At 45.1% G+C, this 25,467-nt stretch carries 25 protein-coding genes and 1 pseudogene; 13 read left to right on the top strand and 13 right to left on the bottom strand.

What is annotated here, in order from left to right; genetic code table 11:
- Positions 1-91: 91 nt before the first annotated feature.
- From tilS to AB4585_RS06565, 4 genes are all read left to right on the top strand, one after another.
- Positions 92-1,426, top strand: a complete 1,335-nt coding sequence (gene tilS, locus AB4585_RS06580) for a tRNA lysidine(34) synthetase TilS (RefSeq protein ID WP_372113547.1) — start codon at positions 92-94, stop codon at positions 1,424-1,426.
- Between the two features lie 58 nt (positions 1,427-1,484).
- A complete protein-coding gene (locus tag AB4585_RS06575; protein ID WP_372135703.1) occupies positions 1,485-1,796 on the top strand; it encodes a cytochrome c in 312 nt (103 codons plus the stop codon).
- Between the two features lie 130 nt (positions 1,797-1,926).
- Positions 1,927-2,265 (top strand): nitrogen regulatory protein P-II, encoded by a 339-nt coding sequence (gene glnB, locus AB4585_RS06570; RefSeq protein ID WP_017063373.1) that lies wholly within the window; start codon positions 1,927-1,929, stop codon positions 2,263-2,265.
- Between the two features lie 61 nt (positions 2,266-2,326).
- Positions 2,327-3,169, top strand: coding sequence for an endonuclease/exonuclease/phosphatase family protein (locus AB4585_RS06565; RefSeq protein WP_372169441.1), 843 nt, complete (start codon positions 2,327-2,329; stop codon positions 3,167-3,169).
- Positions 3,170-3,275: 106 nt separating this feature from the next.
- Here the strand turns inward: AB4585_RS06565 and AB4585_RS06560 are convergent, their stop codons facing one another.
- The 3 genes from AB4585_RS06560 to gloB all read right to left on the bottom strand — a co-directional run bounded on the left by AB4585_RS06560 (position 3,276) and on the right by gloB (position 6,362).
- Positions 3,276-3,962 (bottom strand): YIP1 family protein, encoded by a 687-nt coding sequence (locus AB4585_RS06560; RefSeq protein WP_065583991.1) that lies wholly within the window; start codon positions 3,960-3,962, stop codon positions 3,276-3,278.
- Positions 3,959-5,533, bottom strand: a complete 1,575-nt coding sequence (locus AB4585_RS06555) for a LysM peptidoglycan-binding domain-containing protein (protein ID WP_017063374.1) — start codon at positions 5,531-5,533, stop codon at positions 3,959-3,961. The genes AB4585_RS06560 and AB4585_RS06555 overlap by 4 nt, the downstream gene beginning before the upstream one ends.
- A 70-nt stretch (positions 5,534-5,603) precedes the next feature.
- Complete coding sequence (gloB, locus tag AB4585_RS06550; protein ID WP_372169440.1) at positions 5,604-6,362, bottom strand: hydroxyacylglutathione hydrolase; 759 nt, start codon at positions 6,360-6,362, stop codon at positions 5,604-5,606.
- A 53-nt stretch (positions 6,363-6,415) separates the two neighbouring features.
- Here gloB and AB4585_RS06545 point away from each other — a divergent pair, with 53 nt between their 5' ends.
- Positions 6,416-7,198: a class I SAM-dependent methyltransferase gene (locus AB4585_RS06545; RefSeq protein WP_017060724.1), complete on the top strand. Its 783-nt coding sequence runs from the start codon at positions 6,416-6,418 to the stop codon at positions 7,196-7,198.
- A 98-nt stretch (positions 7,199-7,296) separates the two neighbouring features.
- Here the strand turns inward: AB4585_RS06545 and rnhA are convergent, their stop codons facing one another.
- Positions 7,297-7,761: a ribonuclease HI gene (gene rnhA / locus AB4585_RS06540; protein ID WP_017063376.1), complete on the bottom strand. Its 465-nt coding sequence runs from the start codon at positions 7,759-7,761 to the stop codon at positions 7,297-7,299.
- A gap of 56 nt (positions 7,762-7,817) precedes the next feature.
- Between rnhA and dnaQ the strand changes: the two genes are divergently transcribed.
- Together dnaQ and AB4585_RS06530 are read left to right on the top strand one after the other, a co-directional pair.
- Positions 7,818-8,585, top strand: coding sequence for a DNA polymerase III subunit epsilon (gene dnaQ, locus AB4585_RS06535; protein WP_017060722.1), 768 nt, complete (start codon positions 7,818-7,820; stop codon positions 8,583-8,585).
- A gap of 9 nt (positions 8,586-8,594) precedes the next feature.
- A complete protein-coding gene (locus AB4585_RS06530) occupies positions 8,595-9,842 on the top strand; it encodes a TIGR03503 family protein (RefSeq protein ID WP_372169439.1) in 1,248 nt (415 codons plus the stop codon).
- A 128-nt stretch (positions 9,843-9,970) separates the two neighbouring features.
- On the opposite strand, the gene fadE is transcribed toward AB4585_RS06530, so the two are convergent.
- A complete protein-coding gene (fadE, locus tag AB4585_RS06525; RefSeq protein ID WP_372169438.1) occupies positions 9,971-12,436 on the bottom strand; it encodes an acyl-CoA dehydrogenase FadE in 2,466 nt (821 codons plus the stop codon).
- A gap of 329 nt (positions 12,437-12,765) precedes the next feature.
- Between fadE and lpcA the strand changes: the two genes are divergently transcribed.
- A complete protein-coding gene (lpcA, locus tag AB4585_RS06520; RefSeq protein WP_017063379.1) occupies positions 12,766-13,341 on the top strand; it encodes a D-sedoheptulose 7-phosphate isomerase in 576 nt (191 codons plus the stop codon).
- 67 nt (positions 13,342-13,408) lie between these two features.
- Complete coding sequence (locus AB4585_RS06515) at positions 13,409-14,254, top strand: class II glutamine amidotransferase (protein ID WP_136973718.1); 846 nt, start codon at positions 13,409-13,411, stop codon at positions 14,252-14,254.
- A 109-nt stretch (positions 14,255-14,363) separates the two neighbouring features.
- Here the strand turns inward: AB4585_RS06515 and purN are convergent, their stop codons facing one another.
- Both purN and purM read right to left on the bottom strand, forming a co-directional pair.
- A complete protein-coding gene (gene purN, locus AB4585_RS06510) occupies positions 14,364-15,038 on the bottom strand; it encodes a phosphoribosylglycinamide formyltransferase (RefSeq protein ID WP_372122443.1) in 675 nt (224 codons plus the stop codon).
- A 132-nt stretch (positions 15,039-15,170) separates the two neighbouring features.
- Entirely contained in the window at positions 15,171-16,211 is a 1,041-nt protein-coding gene (gene purM, locus AB4585_RS06505) for a phosphoribosylformylglycinamidine cyclo-ligase (protein WP_017071054.1), read from the bottom strand.
- Positions 16,212-16,380: 169 nt separating this feature from the next.
- Between purM and upp the strand changes: the two genes are divergently transcribed.
- Positions 16,381-17,007, top strand: a complete 627-nt coding sequence (gene upp, locus AB4585_RS06500) for a uracil phosphoribosyltransferase (RefSeq protein ID WP_017060716.1) — start codon at positions 16,381-16,383, stop codon at positions 17,005-17,007.
- Positions 17,008-17,148: 141 nt separating this feature from the next.
- Here the strand turns inward: upp and AB4585_RS06495 are convergent, their stop codons facing one another.
- Positions 17,149-18,387 (bottom strand): uracil-xanthine permease family protein, encoded by a 1,239-nt coding sequence (locus tag AB4585_RS06495; RefSeq protein WP_017060715.1) that lies wholly within the window; start codon positions 18,385-18,387, stop codon positions 17,149-17,151.
- A gap of 277 nt (positions 18,388-18,664) precedes the next feature.
- Between AB4585_RS06495 and AB4585_RS06490 the strand changes: the two genes are divergently transcribed.
- Positions 18,665-19,924 carry a DUF2066 domain-containing protein gene (locus AB4585_RS06490; RefSeq protein WP_372169437.1) on the top strand — a complete coding sequence of 420 codons (1,260 nt, stop codon included), beginning with the start codon at positions 18,665-18,667 and terminating at the stop codon, positions 19,922-19,924.
- A 110-nt stretch (positions 19,925-20,034) separates the two neighbouring features.
- Here the strand turns inward: AB4585_RS06490 and AB4585_RS06485 are convergent, their stop codons facing one another.
- The 4 genes from AB4585_RS06485 to AB4585_RS06470 form a co-directional block, all read right to left on the bottom strand.
- Positions 20,035-20,472, bottom strand: coding sequence for a DUF2069 domain-containing protein (locus tag AB4585_RS06485; RefSeq protein ID WP_017060713.1), 438 nt, complete (start codon positions 20,470-20,472; stop codon positions 20,035-20,037).
- Positions 20,469-21,062 carry an NAD(P)H:quinone oxidoreductase gene (gene wrbA / locus AB4585_RS06480; protein ID WP_017066556.1) on the bottom strand — a complete coding sequence of 198 codons (594 nt, stop codon included), beginning with the start codon at positions 21,060-21,062 and terminating at the stop codon, positions 20,469-20,471. The genes AB4585_RS06485 and wrbA overlap by 4 nt, the downstream gene beginning before the upstream one ends.
- Positions 21,063-21,068: 6 nt before the next feature.
- Positions 21,069-21,419, bottom strand: a complete 351-nt coding sequence (gene arsC, locus AB4585_RS06475) for an arsenate reductase (glutaredoxin) (protein ID WP_017060711.1) — start codon at positions 21,417-21,419, stop codon at positions 21,069-21,071.
- A 122-nt stretch (positions 21,420-21,541) separates the two neighbouring features.
- Positions 21,542-22,996, bottom strand: coding sequence for a M48 family metallopeptidase (locus AB4585_RS06470; protein WP_017060710.1), 1,455 nt, complete (start codon positions 22,994-22,996; stop codon positions 21,542-21,544).
- Between the two features lie 178 nt (positions 22,997-23,174).
- Here AB4585_RS06470 and AB4585_RS06465 point away from each other — a divergent pair, with 178 nt between their 5' ends.
- The gene (locus AB4585_RS06465) at positions 23,175-23,414 is read left to right on the top strand and encodes a sulfurtransferase TusA family protein (protein ID WP_017060709.1); all 240 of its coding nucleotides are present in this window, start codon (positions 23,175-23,177) and stop codon (positions 23,412-23,414) included.
- Positions 23,407-24,483, top strand: coding sequence for an AI-2E family transporter (locus tag AB4585_RS06460; protein WP_017060708.1), 1,077 nt, complete (start codon positions 23,407-23,409; stop codon positions 24,481-24,483). The genes AB4585_RS06465 and AB4585_RS06460 overlap by 8 nt, the downstream gene beginning before the upstream one ends.
- Before the next feature lie 148 nt (positions 24,484-24,631).
- Here the strand turns inward: AB4585_RS06460 and AB4585_RS06455 are convergent.
- Positions 24,632-24,769, bottom strand: a pseudogene (locus AB4585_RS06455) (thioredoxin-dependent thiol peroxidase); the annotation flags it as partial.
- Positions 24,770-25,467: the final 698 nt, after the last annotated feature.

Raw genomic sequence — 25,467 nt, 5'->3', positions numbered from 1 at the left:
ACAAATGATGAAAGGGTTGGACTCAGTGCCAACCCTTTTTTATTATTAAAACATTATCCCTTAACACACGATCTCTTGGTTTATTAGCCTCATGACACACTTAATTGATACCTTCACATCTGTACTTGATCAAAGCGCGCTTAAGCCTTGTCGGTTGATCGTCGCTTTCAGTGGTGGTGTCGATTCACGAGTGTTGTTGGAGTTGGCTGCCCAATTCGCTAAGTCCCATCACATCGATTGCTGTGCGGTACATGTTCACCACGGCTTAAGCAACAATGCTGATTATTGGGCAGAGCAGTGCAAAACATGGTGTGATGCTTTGTCGGTATCCTTGTTCATTGAACGAGTCTCGCTAGATATTAGCCGTGGAGAAAGCGTTGAAAAGCTGGCTCGAGACGCGCGATACCAAGCCCTTAAAAAGCATATTAGACAAGGTGATGTGTTAGTGACAGGCCAGCACATCGATGACCAAGTCGAGACCTTCTTGTTAGCTCTTAAGCGTGGCAGTGGTCCGAAAGGGCTCTCTTCAATGGCGAAAGTGATGCCATTTTCAGGTGCTCATATCGTTCGCCCACTGCTGTCGGTGACGAGAACGGATATTGAAGGGGCGGCGCGCGATATGGCTTTAACTTGGGTAGAAGATGAGAGTAATCAAGACGTTCGCTTTGACCGTAATTTTATTCGTCATCAAGTCACTCCGACACTGACCGAGCGTTGGCCTAGTTTTCGAGAATCGGTCAGTCGTAGTGCTCAGCTATGTGCAGAGCAAGAGTTACTGTTGGATGAGTTGTTAGAATCTCACTTACAACAAGCTTTGACTGAGAAGCACAGCTTAAGTATTGAGGTATTATCTCAGCACTCTGATTTACTGCGTGCACGCTTATTAAGAATGTGGCTGAGCCGCTGTAATCAACCGATGCCGAGCCAAAAGCAGCTCAAACTTATATGGGATGAGGTGGCATGTGCTCAGGCAGACGCCAACCCTAAGCTGGTGTTGAATGAGGTTGAGGTTAGACGTTTTAATCATCAGCTCTATGTCGTAAAAGAGACCAAAGACTTGTCGAACTGGCAAAGTGATATCTCGATGGAAGAGAGCTTAGTTTTGCCTGACGGTTTAGGGGAACTACACTTAACTTCAGCGGCGAGTGATGGTGTATCTAACCACTGTGATGCGCAACATTTTAGTCTCAACACAACGAGAGGAACACTGCGAGTGATATTTAACCCTGAGGGATTGTCAGCACACCCTGTTGGGCGCGGTCATAGCAGGAAGCTTAAGAAGTTGTTTCAAGAGTACCAAGTACCCAGTTGGTTAAGACGCAGAACGCCGATATTAATGGATGGCGATCGAGTGATCGCTGTTTTAGGCTTATTCGTAGATAAAAACTACGAAGGTCAAGATTGTGAAGCGCTTTGGAGCAAGTAGAAAAAGTTTATGTCACAATTCACCGTCACTTTAATAAAAATAATTAATGGAATATGCAATGAAGAAAATTACACTAGGATTAGTTCTTGGATTTGGACTATTGAGTGGTAACGCTCTGGCGGCTGATGTTGCTGCGGGTCAAGCTAAAGCAGCAATCTGTGCGGCATGTCATGGTGCAGACGGTATCGCAATGATCCCTGGCTATCCAAACCTTAAAGGTCAAAACGAGCAATACATCGCTTCATCAATTAAGGCCTATAAGAATGGCCAGCGCACCGGCGGTTTGGCCGCTGTAATGCAGGCTCAAGCTTCAATGCTGAGTGATGAAGACATCGCGAATCTAGCCGCTTACTACGCAAGCCTTAAGTAAAACCTTCTCAAAGCGCTGATTAAACAAGATGATAAATTTCGAGCCAGAGCTTTAAAGCTCTGGCTTTTTTCATTGAATGTTTACTATAGCTAACCGATAATGAGCCATTCGCACAGTTTAAGGGATGAACATGAAAAAGATTGAAGCCATTATCAAGCCATTCAAACTTGATGATGTACGTGAAGCACTTGCAGAAGTGGGTATTACGGGTATGACAGTATCTGAAGTTAAAGGCTTTGGACGTCAAAAAGGTCATACTGAGCTATACCGCGGCGCAGAGTACATGGTCGACTTTTTACCTAAAGTGAAACTAGAAATCGTTGTGACCGACGAAGTGGCTGACCAATGTGTTGATACCATCATTGAGACGGCTCAAACAGGTAAAATTGGTGACGGCAAGATCTTCATTACTGAAGTTGAACGTGTGGTACGTATTCGTACTGGCGAAGAAGACGAAGACGCCGTATAAAAAAACTATTACCCTAAAAGGAGCGTTTATCGCTCCTTTTTCATCTCTGGTAGGGTGCTGTATGTTTAAGAAAACCATCATTGTTATCACGTTATTGATAACGCTTGCTGTCGTTAGTTTTCATTTTATCTTCGTGATCCCGAATAAACCCAACCTGATCATTTCCTCTCAAAGTACCAGTAACGACATCTACAGTTGCTACCAAAACTCTGCACCGAAAGCGATTGATGTGTCTGAAGGCTTAGACATTACGGTGTGGAATATCTACAAGCAAAACCGAAATAATTGGCAGAGTGAGTTAAATAAGCTGTCGGCAGGTAGCGATTTAGTCTTGCTGCAAGAAGCTAGTATGACAGAAGGACTTCGCCAATGGGTAATGAGCGGACAGTGGGGAAGCACACGTGTTAATGCGTTTGAGGCCTTTGAGCAAAGTGCTGGGGTACTCAACCTAGCAACCCATTTACCGATTGAAGCGTGTGCTTATACTCATGAAGAACCTTGGCTTCAACTGCCTAAATCGGCGCTTTGGTCGCGTTACCAACTAAACAATGGCGAAGAGCTGGCTGTGATTAATATCCACGCTGTGAACTTTACCTTTGGTACGGAAGATTACGAGGCTCAGCTCAAGAGCTTAACTGACAATCTGCAAAAGTATCGTGGGCCGGTTATTTTTGCTGGGGACTTTAATAGCTGGAGTGAAGCTCGCTTTGCTGTATTGAAAGATGCGTTGGAGAAGGTTGGTTTGACGGAAGTTGCCTTTGAGCCAGATAACAGAACTCAGTTCATTACAGGACTGGTGCTCGACCATGTGTTCTATCGAGGGCTAGAGGTAGAAAAAGCAAAAGCGCCCATTACGGACGCTTCTGATCATAACCCTATGCGAGTGACCTTTAAGGCTAAATAGTGATTAGCTATTAGTCATTGGAACTTAACCATTCGCACGGTGGTTACCTTGGGAAATCTAACGGAACAATAGGCTAGAGAGTCTTCGCTAGCCTTATCTCTTCTACTTAAAAGATTAAAATGTAGAGCGCCCAGATTAGGTAGTAGCCAACCCATGGTAAGCCTGAAATCACAAGCGCTTGCCCGCGTTCAAACTCAGTCCACGTTAATACCGCAGCATAACCTAGCACGATGTACCATGGCAGAAGCAGTGGTAATGAGCTAGCAAACTGTGACCAATCATTAGTTAGCGGTAACTTGATCAAGCCATTTAAGCTGTTCAAGTCGGCAGCGTAGTTCATCACATGTCCATGCTTGAGTATCAGGCTTGCGTAGCTTGCTACATCACCTAAAACAGCTGGGAATATAACAACCGATGCCGCTGCAAACCATCGCCAAAAGCTGTGCTGATGTTGGCTTGGCTTGGTTGCTAGGTTAAACCAGAATGCCAATAGAACGATGGTTAATGTTCGGCCAAATACGTCGCTGATGATTTCACTTGCGAGTAAGGTATTGCGGTCAAGTAACGCCAATTGGTCAGGGTTCGTTTGAGCCAGTTGCTGCGAGAGCTCTGCACTTAACCATGCAAAATCTACATTCGAAAAATAAGCACCCCAAAACAAAAATGGGCTGAGCATTAATACGACGTAGGGTTGCCATCCCCAAGCACTTCGTTGATAAAGCGCTAAGAAACAAGCTGTTGGCGAACGGAATATATCCAACAGCATGACGAGTGGGTTACTTGACGGGTTCATACACTTACCTTAGTTACATCAACATACAGCTTCAGTTTTTGTCCTGGCTGTAGGTATTTTTTGTTCTGCAAAGTGTTCCATTTTACAACATCTGTACTTTTTACTTTGAACTTTGATGCAATACCGCTGACTGTGTCACCTGATCTTACGTTATAAAAGATCGTACGAATGATGGCGCCGTCTGAGCCATTTTTCCAAATGACCAGTTCTTGACCAACTCTAAGCGTGTCGCGTGGCCCCATACCATTCCACTTAGCCAGTGATTGGTGAGAAACCTTATTTGCGCGTGCAATCGTCCATAGGCTGTCACCACTTCTTACAGTATGGCTGAGCTTATATTGACCACGACTCTTCGACTGTGTGCTTGCTAGGCGGTTTGAGGCGCTTAGGGCGTATGTCTTGTCGTCTTTGGTGGATGTTGGGATAAGTAAGTGCTGGCCAATACGAATATTGTTGTTGCTCAAACCGTTTGCAGAGCGGATCACTTTGCTGGTGGTGTTATATTTGCTTGCCAGTACGCTAATGCTGTCACCAGATTGAACCTTGTAACGCACCAACTTCATGCCTTTGCCTTTATTGGCAGCGACTTCTTTGTTGAATTTCTCAACTGAATCTAAAGGAAGTAATAGTTGTTGGTGTTTCTCTGGTGCCGTTGCCCATTGGTTGTAAGCCGGGTTGTAACCTTGAAGTTCTTTGACAGGAATGCCTGCGTAGTTCGCAGCAATGGCTAAATCAAGCTGTTCTTCAGGGTTAACCAGAGTCAGCACTGGCTTATTCGGGATCGCCGGAATATCGATGCCATACTTTTCTTGGTTGGCAATGACATCTGCTAGAGCAAGCAGTTTAGGTACATAGCTGCTGGTCTCTTTTGGTAAGTCCAAAGAGAAAAAGTCGATTGGCTTGCCAAGCTTCTTGTTCTTGCGGATTGCGCTGTTTACTCGACCACCACCACTGTTATAGGCAGCAATCGCATGATTCCAGTCGCCATCGAAACGTCGGTTAAGATCTGAGAGGAAGTCTAATGCGGCGTCGGTAGAGGCGGCAACATCGCGGCGGCCGTCATACCAAAAGTTCTGTTCAAGCCCGTAGTCTTTGCCAGTGCCTGAAATGAATTGCCATAGACCAGCAGCACTGCCATGAGAGTAGGCAAACGCATCGAAAGAGCTTTCTACAACGGGTAGTAGTGCCAATTCTAGTGGTAAGCCTTTTTCTTCAATCTTAGTCGTGATCAGATACAAGAAAGGTTCAGCACGCTTTGATACTGTTTTTAGATGACTCGGGTGCTTGAGATACCAAGTTCGGTAGTAGTCGACCTTCTTTTGGTCTGGCACTTCCATTTCAAGTTGCATCGCAATGCGTTTCCAAACATCTTCTTGTGTTTGTGGAGTAACGACAGGTGCTTCAACTTTTTGATCTTCTTTGGCTGTTGCTTCTGATGAAACGTTCGCTTGAGAAACTTCTTTAGTAGGAGATGTGTTGGTTTGCTCGGAAGCTTGGTCTGGATTCTCTGACTGAGTTAATTGGCAACCAGAAAGTAGTAATACCAAAGCCCAGCTGTACTTAACTCGCATGTTACAGCCTTTTTAATTAACGGCCGATGATAATACTTGCCACCCCCTATGAGTGACAAGTCTGTATTTGTTAAAATTCGTTCTTCCACGCACGTAAAGCGGTGAATACCGATAAAGGATCGGTCTGCTCGGTGCGATTAGACACTGATTTCACTACACTTGGCTCGGTATAGCGCAGGAAGGGGTTCACAAACTTCTCTTGTCTCAAATTTGTGGGGATGGTCGACTTATTTTGAGCGCGAAGTCGGTTCACTTGGTCGCGATATTGCTGCAAATGTTGGTTATCAGGCTCTACGGCTAATGCGAAAGCGATATTGGCTGCAGTGTACTCATGTGCACAATAAACTTCGGTTTCTTGAGGCAGAGACGTGATCTTATTCAGTGCATCGAACATCTGTTGTGGTGTGCCTTCCATGATTCGGCCACAGCCCGCAGAGAACAACACATCACCACAAAACAGTTTGGCATCGCCCACATAACCAATATGACCCGCAGTATGGCCACTGAGCCCTAGGACGAGGAATACTTCGCCAAACAGTTCTAATTGATCACCATCATCGACCGGATGAGTTAAGGTAGGGATAGGTTCATTCCTTGGACCGACAACATCCACGCCGGGAAATTGTCTAACGAGTTCTGGAACACCACCAATGTGATCGTGGTGGTGGTGTGTAATCAAGATTGCATCTAAAGTTAGCTCATGGTGTGCCAAGTACTCTAATACTGGAGCCGCATCACCAGGGTCGACGACAGCACAACGGCGATCGCTATTTTGAATCAGCCAGATGTAATTGTCGTTAAATGCAGGTATGCTTTTGATATGTAACATTATTGGTTCTCCAGTCACTATTAGTGCGACAGAATAAGTGAGACAGATTATTGATGAAGCCAGCACGTAGCAGAAAGAAGTTTGAACGTCCTTACACTTGGGCGCAATTGCACAATGGGGACTGGTTGAGAGAATCTATTCAAACTCGACTCGATGAGTGGTGCCCAAAGCTATTTGGTTACCATATGCTCAAGCTCGGTGGCCTCAGTAGTGAGATTTCTAGCTGCACATGCAACATTCAACATCAAGTAAACCTAGATATCCAGAACCCATTACATAATGTGATAGCGGATGGCTATAATTTACCCTTTTTGGAGAAAAGCTTTGATGTTGTAGTACTGAGTCATCAGCTAGATTATAGCAATGACCCGCATCGCTTATTGAGAGAAGTCGACCGAGTGATGATGGACGATGGCTATATCATTATCACGGGCTTCAACCCAATCAGTGTCACTGGGCTTGCCAGTTTGATGCCTTGGCGAAAGAACAGCTTGCCTTGGAGTGGGCGTATGTACACGCCAAGTCGAATTAAAGACTGGTTAGGTGTACTTAACTATGAAGTAATTCATTGTGACACCTACGCGCTGTTTCCGATGAGTAAGTATCAAGCGATGTGGACGTGGTTGGAGAACAGCTTAGGTGGTTGTGCATCCTTCGCCGGAAGCCAATACTTTATTGTTGCTCGCAAGCGTACTTACCCGCTAAAACCCATCAAACCACATTGGCACCTTAAGCGACGTTTCTCGCCTGTTGGGGCAAGTTTTAGAACCAATACGCGCCGTACAATGGATTCAGCCAAAGCGTCATATCCGCTAAAAACAGAAAAAGCCGATTAGTTGTCGGCTTTTCATCTATCAATTCGATTGAGAAATTGTCAATTAGTTTAAGAAATTATAAATCGCTTTCTGAAATGTGCGTCTAATTAAAAAGACGATTAGCTTGGTTGATAGCCCGTATCTTCTAGAGTCGGATTCTCCGCTGCATTTCGCGCTAAATCATCACACATTTCGTTTTCTCTGTGTCCGGCGTGTCCTTTTACCCAGCGCCAATCAACGTTATGGCGAGCGGTTTCTTTATCGAGCCTTTGCCACAGATCGGCATTTTTAACCGGTTTCTTGTCGGCTGTTTTCCAGTCACGCTTTTTCCAGTTATGAATCCACTGTGTGATGCCTTGACGCACGTATTGGCTATCTGTGGTCAGAATCACAGAGCAAGGTTCTTTGAGGGTTTGCAGAGCCACGACAGCGGCGAGCATTTCCATACGGTTATTGGTTGTTAGCGTGAAACCTTCTGCTAGCGTCTTCTCGACTTTTTTGTAGCGAAGTACGATGCCATAGCCGCCGGGACCAGGGTTGCCTAAACAAGAACCATCAGTGAAAATTTCAACTTGTTTCGTCATGATTTGATACTATTACCTCAAGCACATTATCGGCATAGTCTGACACAGTTATCCTTATGAATACCAGTAGCACTCCAGAACAAAGCACGAACGAAAAAAACAGTTCGAACGAAAATAAGCGCATTGTTGTACTCGATACCGAAACCACCGGTATGAATACAGAAGGTGGCCCTCACTATATGGGTCACCGCATCGTTGAAATTGGTGCAGTAGAGATCATCAACCGTAGGCTGACCGGGCGTCATTTCCACGTCTACATCAAGCCCGATCGTGCGATTCAAGAAGAGGCGATTGGCGTTCACGGTATTACCGATGAATTCTTGATTGATAAGCCTGAATACCAAGACATTCATAAAGAGTTTCTCGACTTTATCAAAGGTGCGGAGCTGGTGGCTCATAACGCGCCCTTCGATACGGGCTTCATGGACTATGAGTTTGAGAAGCTCAACCCAGCGATAGGTAAAACGGATGACTACTGTAAAGTTACCGATACCTTGGCAATGGCGAAGAAGATATTCCCAGGTAAAAGAAACAACCTAGATATCTTATGTGACCGTTACGGTATCGATAACTCGCACCGCACTCTCCACGGCGCATTGCTCGATGCGGAGATCCTAGCCGACGTCTACTTATTGATGACGGGTGGTCAAACTTCGCTGCAATTTAACGCTGGTCAACAGGAAGGTGAAGCCGAAAGCATACGAAGAGTAGAAAGTGGTCGAAAATCCCTAAAGGTTTTACGAGCTACGGCCGATGAAGTAGAAGCGCATCAAAGTCGTTTAGATCTCGTCGAGAAAAGCGGAAGCTGCCTCTGGCGTCAGTAGGGAGAAAGTATGTTAAGGGTATTGGCTACCGGTTGCTTATTGCTGTTAAGTTTTGGCTTACATGCAGCAACAGAATCCGCAATGAGTTTATTGGACAACCGTTTTCGAGTTGATCCCAGTATTGAACAAGTCACCTTTGTGATTTATCGAGCCGATAACTCTAAACCTGTCGTTTTGGTTCGCCCTGATGGCAAGAAATACTACTCTTGGCGCAATGCTGATAATGTCCGTTGGTACGAAGAATCGTCCATGGACATTATCTCTATCGACAATCCGATGCCCGGCCCTTGGCAAGCGATAGGTAAAGTTTCCCCTAAGAACAATATCAAGCTGCTGTCTCATCTTGTTTTGGATGCTAATGAGTTCCCAGATAAGTTGTATCAAACAGAGCGCATCAAATTTACCGCTCGACTGACTTCTGATGGCAAGCCGCTGGTGCTGCGCGATTTTCTCGATCGCGTGAAGCTTAAGGTTACCTTTACTAAGTTTGTTGAAAACGAAGAGTCTTTGGTGAGAGAAGCGCGCCCGGTGCCGGTTGTGATGGGCGAGTTTGCCGATGATGGCGCTGATCTTGATGAAAAGGCCGGAGATGGTGTGTTCACTGTCTCTTTGCCAATTGATATCGAGCCCGGTAAATACCGAGCGCGTATTACCTCTGGTAATGGCGTGTTCCTGCGAGCGCAAGAGCAAGAAGTCTTGGTTTACCCAACACCGATCACTAGCACCTTCATTCAATCACGAAAAGAGGGTTTACCTCATACTATTGTGGTGTCTGGTGAACAGGGGATGATCGCACCGAGCTCGTTAGCGGTTCATGTTGAGCACAAGGCTTCTGATGAATATGTGATGTACAAGCAGGGGCAAGCTGAAGTCGACGCAATGAAAGTCGCTTTAGAGGTGCCTTATAATGGCGATTTAGGAATTTATAATTGGTCAGGGATGGTTTATGCCACTGATGCTTCAAGTCAGCGCCCGCTGATTTTTCCAATTACCGAGCAGTCGTACAGCGTTGTTGAAGATATCGACTTAGCAGAGTCACGACGTCTTCAAGAAGAAGCTCTTGCTGAACAGAAGCGTATCGCAACAGAGTTGATGATCCTTCAAAAACGTGAAGATGACAGACAGCGCAGTATGATCATTATTGCGGTGGGTAATGTGGTCGCTATTCTATTGGGCTTATTGATTTGGTTTGTGGTTCGTAAGGTCAAGGCGAAGAAAAAAGCGTTACCTGAGATGCAGCTCAAGGCGCCCAAGTAACTCGCTTAGATGATTAGATTGTCTAGAGAGAATAAGCTGCTAGATAAAGCATTGGAATTTGTGGCAACGAAATCATGAACAAAAAAACGGGACTCATAGTAGTCCCGTTTTTGTTTCTTTTTCTGGCCTTAAGCGACGTTATCAATCGATTGGTCTGGGTACTGAGATTTTGCTGCAAGCTCCTCTGGTGAGAAGTCATCCACGTTAATCGTGTACAGTCTATGTTCCTCAGCGCTAATCAGAAGATTTGCTTCGTCTTGCGTTAAGATACCTTTCTCAAGTCCCAACTGAGCAACAAGATCAAGTCGTAAGAAGGCACGTTTTTGATGTGTCTCTTTGCAGACTTTGTCGAACAGAGGTTCAGCTTGAAGAATCACTTCTAGCGCTTTTTCAATCTTACCTACTGGGTTGTATTCCGTCGCTTCTAGGTATTGGCCGCGACCTATACGAGAGCGTGTTTCGCTTGGTGTTTGTAGAATGTGCGCAACTTTGCTATCGAGCTTGTCGTTTGGAGCACGACGGATACGACCAAATGGCATTAGCACAACACGAAGCAGACGACCAATCACAGGGTTAGGGAAGTTCGCTAAGAATTCATCAATCGCCACTTCAGTCTGACGTAAGCTATCTTGCATCCCCCAATGTACTAACGGTAGATCTTCAGCGTGGCTGCCTTCACTTTCAAAGCGCTTCAACGTTGCTGAACCGAGGTAAAGTTGACTTAAGATATCACCCAGTCTTGCTGATAAACGTTCTCTACGCTTCAGTGAACCGCCTAGAACTGCCATTGAAATATCAGACAGTAGCGCTAGGTTTGCACTGTAGCGGTTTAGCTGTTGGTAGTAACGCTGTGTCTGTTTATCTGTTTTATTTGAAGGTGTTGGCGCATCAGAACCACGACCATCGGTTAAACCAAACCACAAGCTGCGGACTAGGTTGCTCATCGTAAAGCTAACGTGCCCTGCTAACGCTGAATCAAACTTATCAAGCGCATCGCTGCTTTCAGAATAAGCCGCTTCCATTTCGTTCAGTACGTAAGGGTGACAGCGAATCGCACCTTGACCATAGATGATCATTGAACGAGTCAGGATGTTTGCGCCTTCAACCGTAATCGCGATAGGCGAGCCTTGGTAGCCACGAGCTAGGAAGTTCGATGGGCCTAAACAAATGCCTTTACCACCGACGATATCCATCGCATCAATGATGCTGCGTTGGCCACGGTGCGTACAATGGTACTTAACGATTGCAGAGATAACCGAAGGCTTTTCACCAAGGTCGATGCCCGCAACGGTTAGGTTACTTGCAGCGTCCATTACATAAGCGTTACCTGCAAGGCGTGCAAGTGGCTCTTCAACCCCTTCCATGCGGCCAATAGGCTGTTTGAACTGACGGCGGATACGAGCGTAAGCGCCAGTTGCAAGCGCGGCAGACTTGATGCCACCAGTTGAATTTGAAGGCAGTGTGATACCACGACCAACCGACAGGCACTCAACCAGCATACGCCAGCCTTGACCGGCCATTTTCTGACCGCCAATGATGAAATCGATAGGCACGAAGATATCGTCGCCTTGCGTCGGGCCATTTTGGAAAGGTACGTTTAGTGGGAAGTGGCGGTTGCCAATCTCTACGCCTTTTAAATCCGTTGGGATAAGCGCACAAGTGATACCAAGATCTTTTTGATCACCAAGCAGGCCATCCGGGTCACGAAGTTTAAAAGCTAAGCCTAATACCGTCGCGACAGGCGCGAGAGTGATGTAACGCTTGTTCCAAGTTAGGCGCATGCCGAGTACTTCTTCGCCTTGCCAGTCGCCTTTACAAACCACACCGTAATCTGGAATAGAGCCAGCGTCTGAGCCAGCTTCTGGGCTAGTTAGTGCGAAACAAGGGATCTCTTTACCTTCCGCTAGGCGAGGCAGGTAGTGGTTTCTTTGTTCTTCTGTACCGTAGTGTTGTAAAAGCTCACCAGGGCCTAATGAGTTAGGTACGCCAACCGTCGATGACAATACACTAGAAACGCCTGTTAGCTTCTGTAGAACCAAAGATTGAGCGTAAGCTGAGAACTCTAAGCCGCCGTATTTTTTCTTGATGATCATGGCGAAGAATTTATGGTCTTTCAGGTATTGCCATACTTCTGGTGGCAAATCAGCAAGCTCATGAGTGACTTGGTAATCATTGACCATTTCACACACGATATTTACTGGACCATCTAAAAACGCTTGCTCAGCTTCAGAGAGTTTCGGGTCAGCAATGTTCTGAAGCTTCTTCCATTCAGGTTTGCCTTTGAACAGCTCTGCTTCCCACCATACTGTGCCAGCTTCTAGTGCTTCTTTTTCTGTCTGAGACATAGCCGGTAGAACTTTCTTAAATAAAGAGAGTGCTTTTTGGCTGATCAGTGTCTGACGAATGGTCGGTACAGCAAAGATCGCAACGGCTAATAGATAGCAAAGCCAGCCAGTAACAGCCACGCCGCCAAACAGAGTTAATGCTACCATTGCGCCGGTTAATACAACTAATGCACGTACCAGACTAACTCTATGGTAAAGACAGACGCCTAAGATGACGGTCATGCCGAGTAGGGAGAGCAATATGTTCATGATCGATTTCCTTTTCAGAGATCACTTATTGTTATTAAGTTTTAGGTAAGAGGTCTAACCAGTCAAGTGTAAACAAAATATTAAATATTTGTAAAACTCCAAAGTGAGTAAAAAGTGATCTCAATAGAGTTAAAGTTCTAATTGTGAGAGGTTGGTGGCGAATATTTGGACGGATTTACAACGACAAGTTAATTAAGGTGGCAATCTTTGGGCTTAAGTGTCGACACTATTTCATGTTTGTGGGTAAACTCAGCTATAAAGAGGGGAAAACCCTCAGTTCTCATTTCACGCACTTTAAGCTGCGTCAAAAAAAATAAGAGATAAGCCTTATGTACCAAGACCTAATCAAAAGTGAATTGAACGAAGCTGCTGACGTTCTGAATAAGTTCTTGAGTGATGACCATAACATCGCTCAAATTGAAGCGGCGGCAAAACTGATTGCTGACTCATTCAAGCAAGAGGGTAAAGTGCTTTCTTGTGGTAACGGTGGTTCACACTGTGATGCAATGCACTTCGCGGAAGAGCTTACAGGCCGATACCGTGAAAACCGTCCAGGTTACGCTGGCATTGCGATTTCAGATCCAAGCCACCTGTCTTGCGTGAGTAATGATTTTGGCTACGACCACGTATTTTCTCGTTATGTAGAAGCGGTCGGTCGTAAAGGTGATGTGTTGTTCGGTCTGTCGACTTCAGGTAACTCTGCCAATATTCTAAAAGCGATTGAAGCTGCTCAAGCTAAAGGCATGAAGACGATTGCATTGACGGGTAAAGATGGCGGAAAAATGGCGGGTTGCGCCGATATTGAAATCCGAGTGCCACACTTTGGTTACGCAGATCGCATCCAAGAGATTCACATTAAGATCATCCATATTGTGATTCAGCTTGTTGAAAAAGAGATGGAATAACAGTTTTACAGACATTTGGAGCCCAGGTTTGTGGCTCCATTGGTTTTAATAGGGAGTAGATTAAACCATGTGTGAATTGCTCGGTATGAGCGCGAATGTGCCAACTGATATTTGTTTTAGCTTTACTGGTCTTATGCAGCGTGGAGGCAATACTGGCCCGCACCGCGATGGCTGGGGTATTACCTTCTATGAAGGAAAGGGTTTTCGTACATTTAAAGATCCTAACCCTAGCTGTGAATCTAAGATCGCTGAGTTGGTTCAAAACTACCCAATTAAAAGCCAAGCCGTTGTCAGTCATATCCGTCAAGCGAACCGTGGTGGTGTTAATCTAGAGAATACACACCCTTTTACTCGTGAGCTTTGGGGGCGATACTGGACCTTTGCTCACAATGGTCAATTAACGGATTACGACGATCTGATTAGTGGTCGTTTCAGACCGGTTGGCGAGACAGACAGTGAGCTCTCCTTCTGTTGGCTACTCAAACAACTTGAAGAGCGTTTCCCTGAGCCACCTCAAGATATGGAAGGTATGTTTCGCTTCGTAGCGGAATGTTGTGACCAGCTCCGAGAGAAAGGCGTTTTCAACATGTTGTTGAGTGATGGTGAGTACGTGATGACTTACTGTACTAACCATTTGTACTGGATAACAAGGCGCGCACCTTTTGGTAAAGCGAGCCTGATTGATGAAGATGTTGAGATAAACTTCCAGGAAGAAACTACGCCTAATGATGTGGTTACGGTGGTGGCAACTCAGCCTCTAACAGACAATGAACAGTGGTTTAGAATGAAGCCGGGCGAATATGCGCTGTTTCATTTTGGTGAGCTGATTGGCAACAATCATAAAGCGTTGGAAGATGTCGCTTATGCGCCGAAGAAGGTAGCAAGCCAAGCGCCAACTGAACCATTGAGCTGAGCTAAGTGTCTCGAATAGTATTATTTGAACCCTATAAAAAAAAGGCTGCTTACTGAACTAATGAATCAGTGAGCGGCCTTTTTTTGGATTTGATTTAGTTTCTGAAGAATTACTCTTCTGCGTAACCGTGTTTACCTAATGCCTTACCGTCTAAGACAGCTTGCCCATTTAGCATTGATAAACGATCTTCGGCGAACCATTTACAGACCATAGGGTAAATGCAGTGTTCTTGGGTAAGCACTCGGCTTGCCAGCATATCAGCATCATCATCTTCAAATACCGGTACCTTAGCCTGTAAGATCACAGGACCCCCATCAAGCTCTTCAGTAACAAAGTGGACACTAGTTCCGTGCTCTTTGTCTTGTGCATCAATGGCACGCTGGTGGGTGTGTAGGCCTGGGTATTTAGGCAACAGGGAAGGGTGGATGTTGACCATTTTACCCGCATAGTGACGAACAAACTCTGAACTCAGGATACGCATATATCCCGCAAGTACGATTAAATCGGGTTGGTATGCATCAATCTGAATCATCAATTCATGATCGAACTCTTCACGTGAACCAAAGTCTTTTGGATTCACTGAATGTGCGCCAACACCTGCGGTTTTCGCTCGTTCTAATCCAAAAGCCTCTGCTTTGTTTGAAAAGACAGCCTTAACTGAAGCATCAATCATATTGTTATCACAGGCATCCAAAATTGCCTGTAAGTTACTTCCGCTTCCTGAAACTAACACAACGATGTTTTTATTAGAGTGACTGGTTTTATTTGAGTGATTGTTTTTCATAGAGTGGGTCATACGATTGATTAACTGAATTGTTTACAATGTACCTACATAAACTAAGGTTTTCTGCGGGCTAAATAGCAAAATGAGGACCATTAGGTCCTCATTGATTAACTAAGTAAGTGAGCGTATCACTTATTTAATTTCAACTTGCTCTTCGCCAGCTTCAGCGTTTGCGATCTCACCGATAACCCAAGCGTTTTCGCCTTCAGCTTTCAGTAGTTCAACAGCAGCGTCTGCTTGATCTTTAGGTAGAGCAACAACTAGGCCTACACCACAGTTGAAAGTGCGGTACATTTCGAATGTCTCCACGTTACCTTTCTCTTGTAGCCAGTTGAAGATAGCAGGCCATTCCCAGCTCTTGCCATCAATGACTGCTTTAGTACCTTCAGGAAGTACGCGTGGGATGTTTTCCCAGAAACCACCACCTGTGATGTGTGAGATAGCATGAATGTCATGCTCTGCAATCATCTTAAGCGCTGATTTGATGTAAATCTTAGTTGGTTCTAGTAGGTGCTCACCGATAGTGCGACCTTCTAGTTCTTCATTCTTATCAGCACCAGAAACTTCTAGGACTTTACGAATTAAAGAGTAACCGTTTGAGTGTGGACCACTTGAGCCAACAGCGATAAGTGCGTCGCCTGCTGCTACTTTAGTGCCGTCAATGATGTCCGCTTTTTCTACAACACCAACACAGAAGCCAGCTACATCGTAGTCGTCGCCTTCGTACATGCCTGGCATTTCAGCAGTTTCACCACCGATTAGTGCACAGCCAGCTTGAACACAGCCTTCAGCAATACCAGAAACAACGTCTGCTGCTGTATCTACATCTAGCTTACCTGTTGCGTAGTAGTCTAGGAAGAATAGCGGTTCACCACCTTGAACGATTAAGTCGTTCACACACATTGCCACTAGGTCGATACCAATGGTGTCGTGTTTTTTCAGATCCAAAGCAAGGCGAAGTTTAGTACCAACACCATCAGTACCTGAAACAAGTACCGGCTCTTTGTATTTCGTTGGAAGTTCACATAGGGCGCCAAAGCCACCAATACCGCCCATTACTTCAGGGCGACGAGTGCGTTTAACAGCACCTTTGATACGGTCTACTAGTGCATTACCTGCGTCGATATCAACACCAGCGTCTTTGTAGCTTAGAGAAGAAGTATTACCACTCACGGGATAGTCCTCGAACTTAAGTTGGATGTGAAAACGGCGCTATTCTAACAGGGCTTGAATATGAAGAGCAAACGTTTGCGCGGTTTTTTTTATTAGAATAAAGATTCTGAAATAACCCTAGAGTTCGTGTATAATCTACAGGTTTGTTTAAATATTGCCGGAGTTGGAAATGAAAGTTGTTGAAGTGAAACACCCGCTAGTAAAACATAAAATTGGCCTGATGCGTGAAGGTGAGATTAGCACTAAGCGTTTTCGTGAGCTAGCGACAGAAGTGGGTAGCCTTCTAACATACGAAGCGACATCAGACTTTGAAACTGAGCGTGTGACGATTAACGGTTGGAACGGTCCAGTAGAAGTTGACCAAATTAAAGGTAAAAAAGTAACGGTAGTGCCAATCCTACGTGCTGGTCTAGGCATGATGGACGGCGTTCTTGAGCACATCCCAAGTGCACGTATCAGCGTTGTTGGTATCTACCGTGACGAAGAAACACTTGAGCCAGTACCATACTTCAACAAGCTTGCATCTAACATCGATGAGCGTATTGCTCTAGTGGTAGACCCAATGCTTGCGACAGGTGGTTCTATGATCGCGACTATCGACCTGATGAAAGAGAAAGGTTGTAAGCACTTTAAGATTCTTGTGCTTGTTGCTGCTCCTGAAGGTATCGCTGCTCTAGAAAAAGCGCACCCAGATGTTGAGCTTTACACGGCTGCAATCGATGAGAAGCTAAACGACAAGGGCTACATTGTTCCTGGTCTTGGCGATGCTGGCGATAAGATCTTCGGTACTAAGTAATTCGGTTTCAGCTTAAGTGACTCTAAACAGTTCCTTAACTCGCTGAATTAACCGTATTAATAAAAAGGGAGAGCATTCGATGCTCTCCCTTTTTTGATCTTGTTAGGTTGTGATTCTTTGGAATCTAGCCTTACCGACTCATTAATCGATTTGAGCTTTATCTACCACAGTGTTGTCACCTAGCTCTTCTGGAAGTACTAGGTTAAGTAGAATCGCAACGATACCGCACAAGCTTACGCCCTGTAGGCTAAAGTCACCGATACCAAAGGCCATGCCGCCAATACCAAAGACTAAAGTAATGCCCACAATCACAAGGTTACGTGATTTGTGTAGGTCAACATTGTTTTTGATTAGCGTGTTAAGACCCACTGTTGCGATAGAGCCAAACAGTAGAATCATGATTCCGCCCATTACAGGAACCGGAATCGTTTGAAGTAGTGCGCCTAGCTTGCCAACCAATGCAAGAACGATGGCTGTGACTGCAGCCCAAGTCATGATCACAGGGTTGAATGCTTTGGTAAGCATTACTGCGCCTGTTACTTCACTGTACGTAGTGTTTGGCGGCGCGCCCAGCATTGAAGCGGCAATTGTTGCCACACCGTCGCCAGTAATAGTGCGGTGTAAACCTGGTTTTTTAAGGTAGTCTTTACCGGTCACGTTAGATATCGCAAGCATATCACCTACGTGTTCAACGGCAGGTGCAATCGCGACAAATACCATAAAAAAGATAGCGTTGATGTTGAACTCTGGCGTTGTGAAGTTTGGCAGTGCTAACCAAGATGCTTGCGCTACTGGAGTGAAGTCTACCGCGCCGTATACCAAGCTGGTGATGTAACCCGCAACAATACCACCGAAGATTGGCAGTAGCTTAAGGAAGCCTTTTGAAAACACACTGATGACAATCGTCACTAACAGTGAAATTGAAGAGATCCACAGGGCAGCGTCTGCATCAACAAGCTGAACCGCACCATCGCCTGTCTTACCTAGCGCCATGTTAACTGCAACAGGTGCAAGACCTAAACCGATAACCATGATCACAGGGCCAACAACGACTGGTGGAAGCAGTTTATGGATGAAGCCAACGCCACGAACTTTAATTAACGCGCCCATTAGTACATACACAACACCCGCCGCCATCAAGCCGCCCATGGTTGCACCGACACCCCAAGTTTGAATACCAAACATGATAGGCGCGATGAATGCAAAAGAAGATGCTAAGAAGATTGGCACTGAACGGCGTGTAATAAGTTGGAATAAAAGGGTACCGATACCTGCGCCAAAGAGTGCAACGTTGGGGTCAAGTCCTGTTAGTAGCGGCACGAGTACAAGCGCACCAAATGCTACAAACAGCATTTGCGCACCTTGCAGAGCATTTTTCATGTTATGTCCTTAAAATGGTCGTTATATGAAAAGCGAAAAATAAAATTCGCGGGATTCTATCACTTAGCAATCGATTGCCACACCAAATAGATCAAATTTATTTATCTTAATGATGTTTTATATCCATCTAAGCCCTAGAAATTCAGTTTATAAGTGAGCGATTTATCATGGCCAGGTGATATTTTGTGGTTATTAAACACAGTGGGCTCTATCGACCTTGCCCCTCAATCCATAGTTGCTTATCATCTAGGCACAAGATTTGAATATTAGGATCAGTATGCGCTACATAGCATTGTTGTTGATGGGACTATTAGCCTCTCCGAGTTATGCCTTAACTCAAGTAGATATCTTTAGTGCTGAAGTTGCGATTAACGCTGAAGACAAACAGCCAGAACAAGTGGCAAGAAATACAGGTATGGAGCAGGTATTGATACGTGCGACTGGCCAAACTGATGTCGCTTCGAATGAGACGATTCAAAAGGCGATGCGCAAGAGTTCGCAGTACATGTCTCAAATGAGTTTTGGCGAAAGCAATGACCAATCAACATTGCGTATGCGTTTTAACGGTGCTCAAATCCGTTCTCTGTTGACTCAAGCACAGTTACCTTACTGGCCTGACACGCGTTCAAACATCCTTGTTTGGCTGGTGGAAGAGGACAACTACGACAAGAACATCGTATGGGAACACTCTAACTCACAGTTAGCAGCTAGCTTACAAGCGAACGCAAAAGAGCGTGGCTTGCCTCTAACGCTGCCTGTGGGTGACTTTGACGATATTACGGGTATTGCGACTTCTGATTTGTGGGGTAGCTTTGTTACGCCAATCAGTAAAGCGAGTCAGCGTTATCCTGTTGATGCTGTGTTGGTGATAAAGGCTCAATCTTCAGGCCTACGTTGGGCTCTATACGATCAAAAGCCAAGTCAATTGACGAGTGCACCAACATCGCCTGTAAGTGGTTCACTATCGGGTAACAGCGACACGACTTCTAAGAAGTTAGTTGACCAAATCAGTAACTACTACGCAGGCAAAAGTGCTGTGACGGTAGCGAGTGAGTCATCAGAATCGATTTTAACGCAGTTTATTAGCCTGAATAATGCTCAAGACTTCTTCCAGTTAGAGAACGCACTTAAGCGTCTAAACTCGGTGGCAAGCCTAGACATTCTGAAGATTCAGAACAACGAAGTCACTTTCCGAATTCACTTATTGTCGACTCAACAAGAGTTTGAGCAAGAATTAGCAAGTATTCGACAAGTCGCGAAGGTTGAAGAATCTTACATTGAGCCTGAAGTGAGCCCTGAATTTGAAACTCAAGACAACACAATGTCTGTAGGTGATGATTCAACAGACGCTGCTGAAGTCGTTGGTGACGAAACTGACTCAGGCGTACAAGTGATTAAGGGCAACGAGGTATCTGAGGATGCTGAGCTAACGAATACGCCTGACGCAACGTTAGAGGATTCTAGTACAGAAGATCTAACCATCACTGCGCCAGTACATGCTAAGCCAAGCTTGGTATACGAGTGGGTTCGCTCATAATTGTCAGCTGACATGACTGATTGAAATGAAAACTTGAAAAAAGCCCTGCAAGAGCAATCTCGCAGGGCTTTTTGTTTGTAAGCGGTCAGTTTAAAAGCATGGGCTTAATATTATTGCTCGAACTTAGCTTTTTCTCTCTTTTCTACTTCAGAAAGACGCTTCAACTTGATGCCTAACTCTTTGGCTCTAAAGCGAGTAAATAAGATATTGCCCGCGAAACCTAGAGTCGTCAGAAGCAGTTCTACAGCCGCTAATAAACGTTCACCATCGTCTACATACAAGATAGTTAATGCGTGTAGGAAATAGAGCATCAAGACGAAATTTGCCCATGCGTGCGTATAAGGTTTTCCTGCTAAAATGCCCGGTAATGGCAATAACAGCGGGATAGCCCAAGCAATCGCCAGTGTGACATTACTGAGATGAGGGTGCGGTGAAAGCGTCATCTGCCAAGCCACCACCCAGAATAAAAGCGACAAGTTGCCCGCTAAAGCAAGGTAGCGAAATAGCTTGGTTTTGGGAGACATAGCCTTCTCTGGCATATACATCATTGAGAAATTCCCTTCTGATTTATTGCGATGCGCGCTAGGCGTTTACCTAGGTTTTGCGCCAACTCAATCTCTTCTTTGCTAAGTGAAGCGCTCTCTCCAGTACTGCTTGCACCATAAGGCGTACCACCAGTTTGAGTGGTGTGCAGCGCCGGTTCTGAGTAGGGGATGCCCACGACTAACATGCCGTGATGAAGCAGGGGCAACATCATGCTTTGTTGTGTTGTCTCTTGACCACCATGCAATGATGAAGAAGAGGTAAATACGCAAGCTGGCTTATCGATGAGATCACCATTGATCCACATTGATGTCGTGCTATCCCAAAAGTGCTTCATTGGCCCGGCCATGTTACCAAACCAAACCGGACTGCCTAGCGCCAAACCATCACAAGATCGAAGTTCTTGTAACGAGGCAATAGGATCGGTTGGTTGATAACGCGAATCAGGCTGCTCTTCTACTGTGTACACGTCGTTCACCGTCCTTAGCATAGCTTCGCAGTTCGGGATGGATTCAACCCCTCGTGCAATCTGCCTTGCTAGAGCTTGTGTGTTGCCGTGGCGACTGTAATAAAGAACAAGAATGTTAATGCTCATATTGGATTACAGAATCTCTAGCACTTGCTCTGGTGGACGACCAATTTTTGCTTTGTTGTTCGCGACAACGACTGGGCGCTCAAACAGTTTTGGGTTGGTTGCCATCGCGGCGAAAAGATCTTCATCAGTAACTGAAGCATCGCCAAGGTTTGCTTCTTTGTAGTCCGCTTCTTTGGTGCGCATCATGTCGCGAACACTGTCAAAACCAAGCTGAGTGAACAGTACTTTCAGCTGTTCAACTGTTAACGGAGTCTCCAGGTATTTGATGACCTCTGGCTGTACGCCGTTTTCCTGAAGCACTTCTAGAGTTTGACGGCTCTTTGAGCAGCGTGGGTTATGATAAATCACGACAGACATGGTTCTTCCTCATTATTATTTTTGATTTAGTTGTTTAGCTGAAGCCACCAGGGGTGACTTCTTTTTTGTGTAACGTTGAGCTTTCTTTTTATTCTGGTAACGATCTGTTACCAGTAAACACTCTATTGTAGCGACAAGAAGCGCTCTCGTTGAATCATTAGCTGATCAATTCGAGCATCGTAGCGTGCTTGTTTTAGGCTTCCTAATTCTGCGATTTGGCTTGCTTGCGTGTAGTACTGAATCGCTTTGTTCCAGTTGGCTTGCAGTGCCAAAATTTCTGCACGAGCAGCCAGTTCTTCGTCGCTATTACCAAGGCTCGTATTTACTTTTGAAAGTAAGTGCCAGCCATTGGTGTCATTCGGGTTATCGTGCGTGTAACGCTGCAATACGCGAACCGCTTCTTGAAGATCTTCATTTTCAATCAGTGCGTTGGCGTAGTTAATGGTCAGAACCGGGTTGTTTGGTTGACGAACCAGTGCCGATTTAAGTTCTTTAATCGCAATCTCAGGCTGCTTCTTCTCGATGTGCAGATCCGAAATAGCATCTAGATAAAACAGGTTGGTTGGATCGCTGTTAATCAGCTTGTTCAGGATGGGCTCTGCTTTGTCTAATTTTTTAGAGTCTAGGTAAACCAGTGCTTGGCCATATTCTAATGACGGAACCAAAGCTTTAGGGGCTTTCTTTAGCTGACGCTCAAACCAATCAAGAGCAGCATCATTATTAATGCCAGCATAGCGCGCAACAATGCGGGCTCTTGCTAGGTGGTAGTCCAGAGAGGGAGCCAGTTTCAGTGGCGGGTAACTACGAGCACGAGCACGTGAATCGGTAATTCGGTCTTCTGGTAATGGGTGAGTCAGTAGCATTGGCGGTGGTGTGCTCGCATAGCGATATTCATCAGCTAAACGGCCAAAGAAACGTGGCATCGCATTCACATCAAACCCAGCTTTTGCTAGCGTGTTGATACCAAAGCGGTCGGCTTCTTTTTCATTACTACGGGTGTAGTTGATTTGGCTTTGCATATTACCCGCAGTCGTTGCCGTTAGGGCTGCAATGCCGGCTTCAGGAGCTGCAATTGCCAGTAATACAGAGGCTGCTAGCGCTGCAATGGTTGCTGGAGAGCGGCGCGCTTGGTCTTCCATACTACGCGCTAAGTGACGTTGGGTTACGTGCGCGATTTCGTGCGCTAATACAGAAGCTAATTCACTTTCAGATTGTGCATGCAGGAATAGACCTGAGTGCAAAGCAACATAACCACCAAAGAAAGCAAAGGCGTTGATGTTGCGGTCACGGATCATAAAGAACTGGAAAGGTGTCTTTACATCATTTGCGTTCGCGACCAGACGATGGCCAAGAGTATCAATATATAGATTTAGAACTGGGTCGTTTACGATAGGCTGGCTACTTCTGATGATGCGCATGTAGGCATCACCATAGATAAGCTCTTGGTCGATAGTGAGTGTGCCGCCAGCAGCGGTACCGATATCTGGTAGCTCCAAACTATTGGTATTCGCCATAGTTGGGGTGCTTAATGTAGCTGCGATGCATAAGCAAGCAATTGAGCGAGCGCGTTTAAACATATTAGTCAGTAATACTCCGTTTCTTCTGACAGTAAGACAAGTGCAATGGAAATTGGTTCTTTATCTGATTTAACCTTTGCCAAGTGCGTGCGCTATCATGAAGGAGGATGAATGAATGATGGCGCGTTTTCAAAAACAGATTACAATACGACACTTATAATAAGCATCGAGCTCAAGAATGACACCTAATATTCTAGATTTACGCCAAGAGCGCTGTCCAATGGCGCTATTATTAGCCAAGCGTCACAGTGTAAAGTTAGAAGTAGGGCAGTCATTGTCAATTTATGTGTCTGATAACAGTTCGATGAAAGATATTGTTACTTATTTGTCTAAGCAAGCCTATGACGTCATCACTGAGGTTTGCTCTAATTACCATCATCTCCTCGTCACTAAAAAGGAATTGCAGTCAGATGCTTGAAATGGTCAATCGTTGGTATAAACGACGTTTCTCTGATCCCCATGCTGTCAGTTTGGTTGCCATCATTCTCTTCGGCTTTATTACGATCTACTTCTTTGGTCACCTAATTGCGCCACTCTTGGTTGCAATTGTGTTGGCTTATTTGCTTGAGTGGCCTGTTACCCAACTTCAAAGACTCGGTGTTCCAAGAACGCCTTCGGTGATGTTGGTGATCATGATGTTCTTTAGCCTGATGTTGCTGGCGCTGTTTGGTTTAGTGCCTACCATTTGGGAGCAAGTGGGTAACCTCATCAATGATATTCCAAGTATGTATGGCGGCTTACAGAAGTTCATCGCGACGATTCCTGAGCGCTATCCTGAGTTAGCAAACTTGCAGATCGTTGAATCGATTGTGTCTAACGCGAAAAACAAAGCATTAGGCTTTGGTGAAAGTGTTGTTAAAGGTTCTTTGGCTTCTCTTGTGAGCTTGGCTACGCTTGCGGTTTACTTGATTCTTGTGCCGCTGCTGATCTTCTTCTTATTAAAAGATAAAGAAGAGATGATCAGCATGGCGAGTGGCGTGTTGCCTAAAAACCGTCGTCTAGCGACCAAGGTTTGGGTTGAGATGAACCAACAAATCTCGAACTATATTCGCGGCAAGGTCCTTGAGATCTTGATCGTCGGTGGTGTCAGCTACGTGACCTTTGCGATTCTAGATTTACGTTATTCAGCTCTGCTGGCTGTCGCGGTTGGCTTCTCGGTACTGATTCCTTATATCGGTGCGGCGGCTGTGACCGTTCCTGTCGCGATTGTCGGTTTGTTCCAGTGGGGATTAGAACCTCAGTTTTACTGGTTGCTTCTCGCTTACGGTATTATCCAAGCGCTAGATGGTAACGTGCTCGTTCCTGTTCTTTTCTCTGAAGCGGTGAACCTGCACCCAGTGGCCATTATTGTTGCCGTGTTAGTGTTTGGTGGACTGTGGGGATTCTGGGGCGTGTTCTTTGCTATCCCGTTGGCAACGTTAGTTAAGGCGGTTTGGAATGCCTTACCGAGTCACGCATTAGACGATGACCCCGAACATCAAAAGTAATTGATCTTGTTATAGAAAAAGGCCGAACATCCATGATGTTCGGCCTTTTTGCTCTTAGCTTAATAATTAGCTTAATAATTAGCTTAATGAGTGTTGCTATTGCCTTAGAAAGTGATGAATCTAAGTCATTAACTCACTCAAATCGCCCTTAAGCTTCTTGATTGAAGTAATCTAGAACCACTTCGTGGTGAGTCTTAGTCTTGAACTTGTTGAAGACATGTTCAATCTGACCTTCTTCATCAATTAGGAAGCTAATACGGTGCAGACCGTCGTAGATTTTACCCATGAGAGCATACCCTTGGAAAAAATCTAAGACGACAACTTTGACAATTTTATGAAAAATCTTTTTTTAATAGTGGTTTAGGTTAATATTTTCTCTTGTTCAACTACAAATATAGCAGTTGTCATAATTTTTTGTAAATTTGGCTCTATTTACCGATTTTCCAAGTGAAGCCTGTCATAAAAATCTTAGGTAAGCTATGACGTGGAGCTACTAGTATATATGACAGAATCGCTTGATGATCACACCTGTAACTCACTTTTGGACATAAATGAGTTTCAGGAATTCTAACATTAGAGATTCATGAATAACTTTTTTCAGGCACATCGCAAAGGTCTACAGTAATCGACTACGTGGTGCGATGAGTACTTGTTAAAGTTACTACGACTGGGCACGAGACGTTCCTTGTGGGATTAACTAGTCCTCCTTTTGGTCATATCAAGGAGAAGAAGCCGAACCTTTATCGAGAGGGGGCGGCTTTTTACTGGTTGGTTCTCAATACAGTCCAATCGTCTACTTAATCAAGAGAAGGTAGGCTATTATCGCATCTTTGAGCATTAGAATGCGCTAACACTTTTCCGACAGAAGTTATGGTTAAGAGTGTTGGTATATTATCCCACCAATTTATCAACGTTCTTAGATTTTCTCTCTGGTTCCATTCATCCATGAATAACTTAATGTTTTGTCATAGACAGGATCTTAAG

Origin of the sequence: Vibrio sp. 10N.222.49.C9 (assembly GCF_041474985.1) — a bacterium.
Lineage (GTDB): Bacteria > Pseudomonadota > Gammaproteobacteria > Enterobacterales > Vibrionaceae > Vibrio > Vibrio crassostreae_C.
The sequence above is the reverse complement of the archived record's forward strand: the minus strand, read 5'-3'. Positions and strand labels throughout refer to the sequence as shown.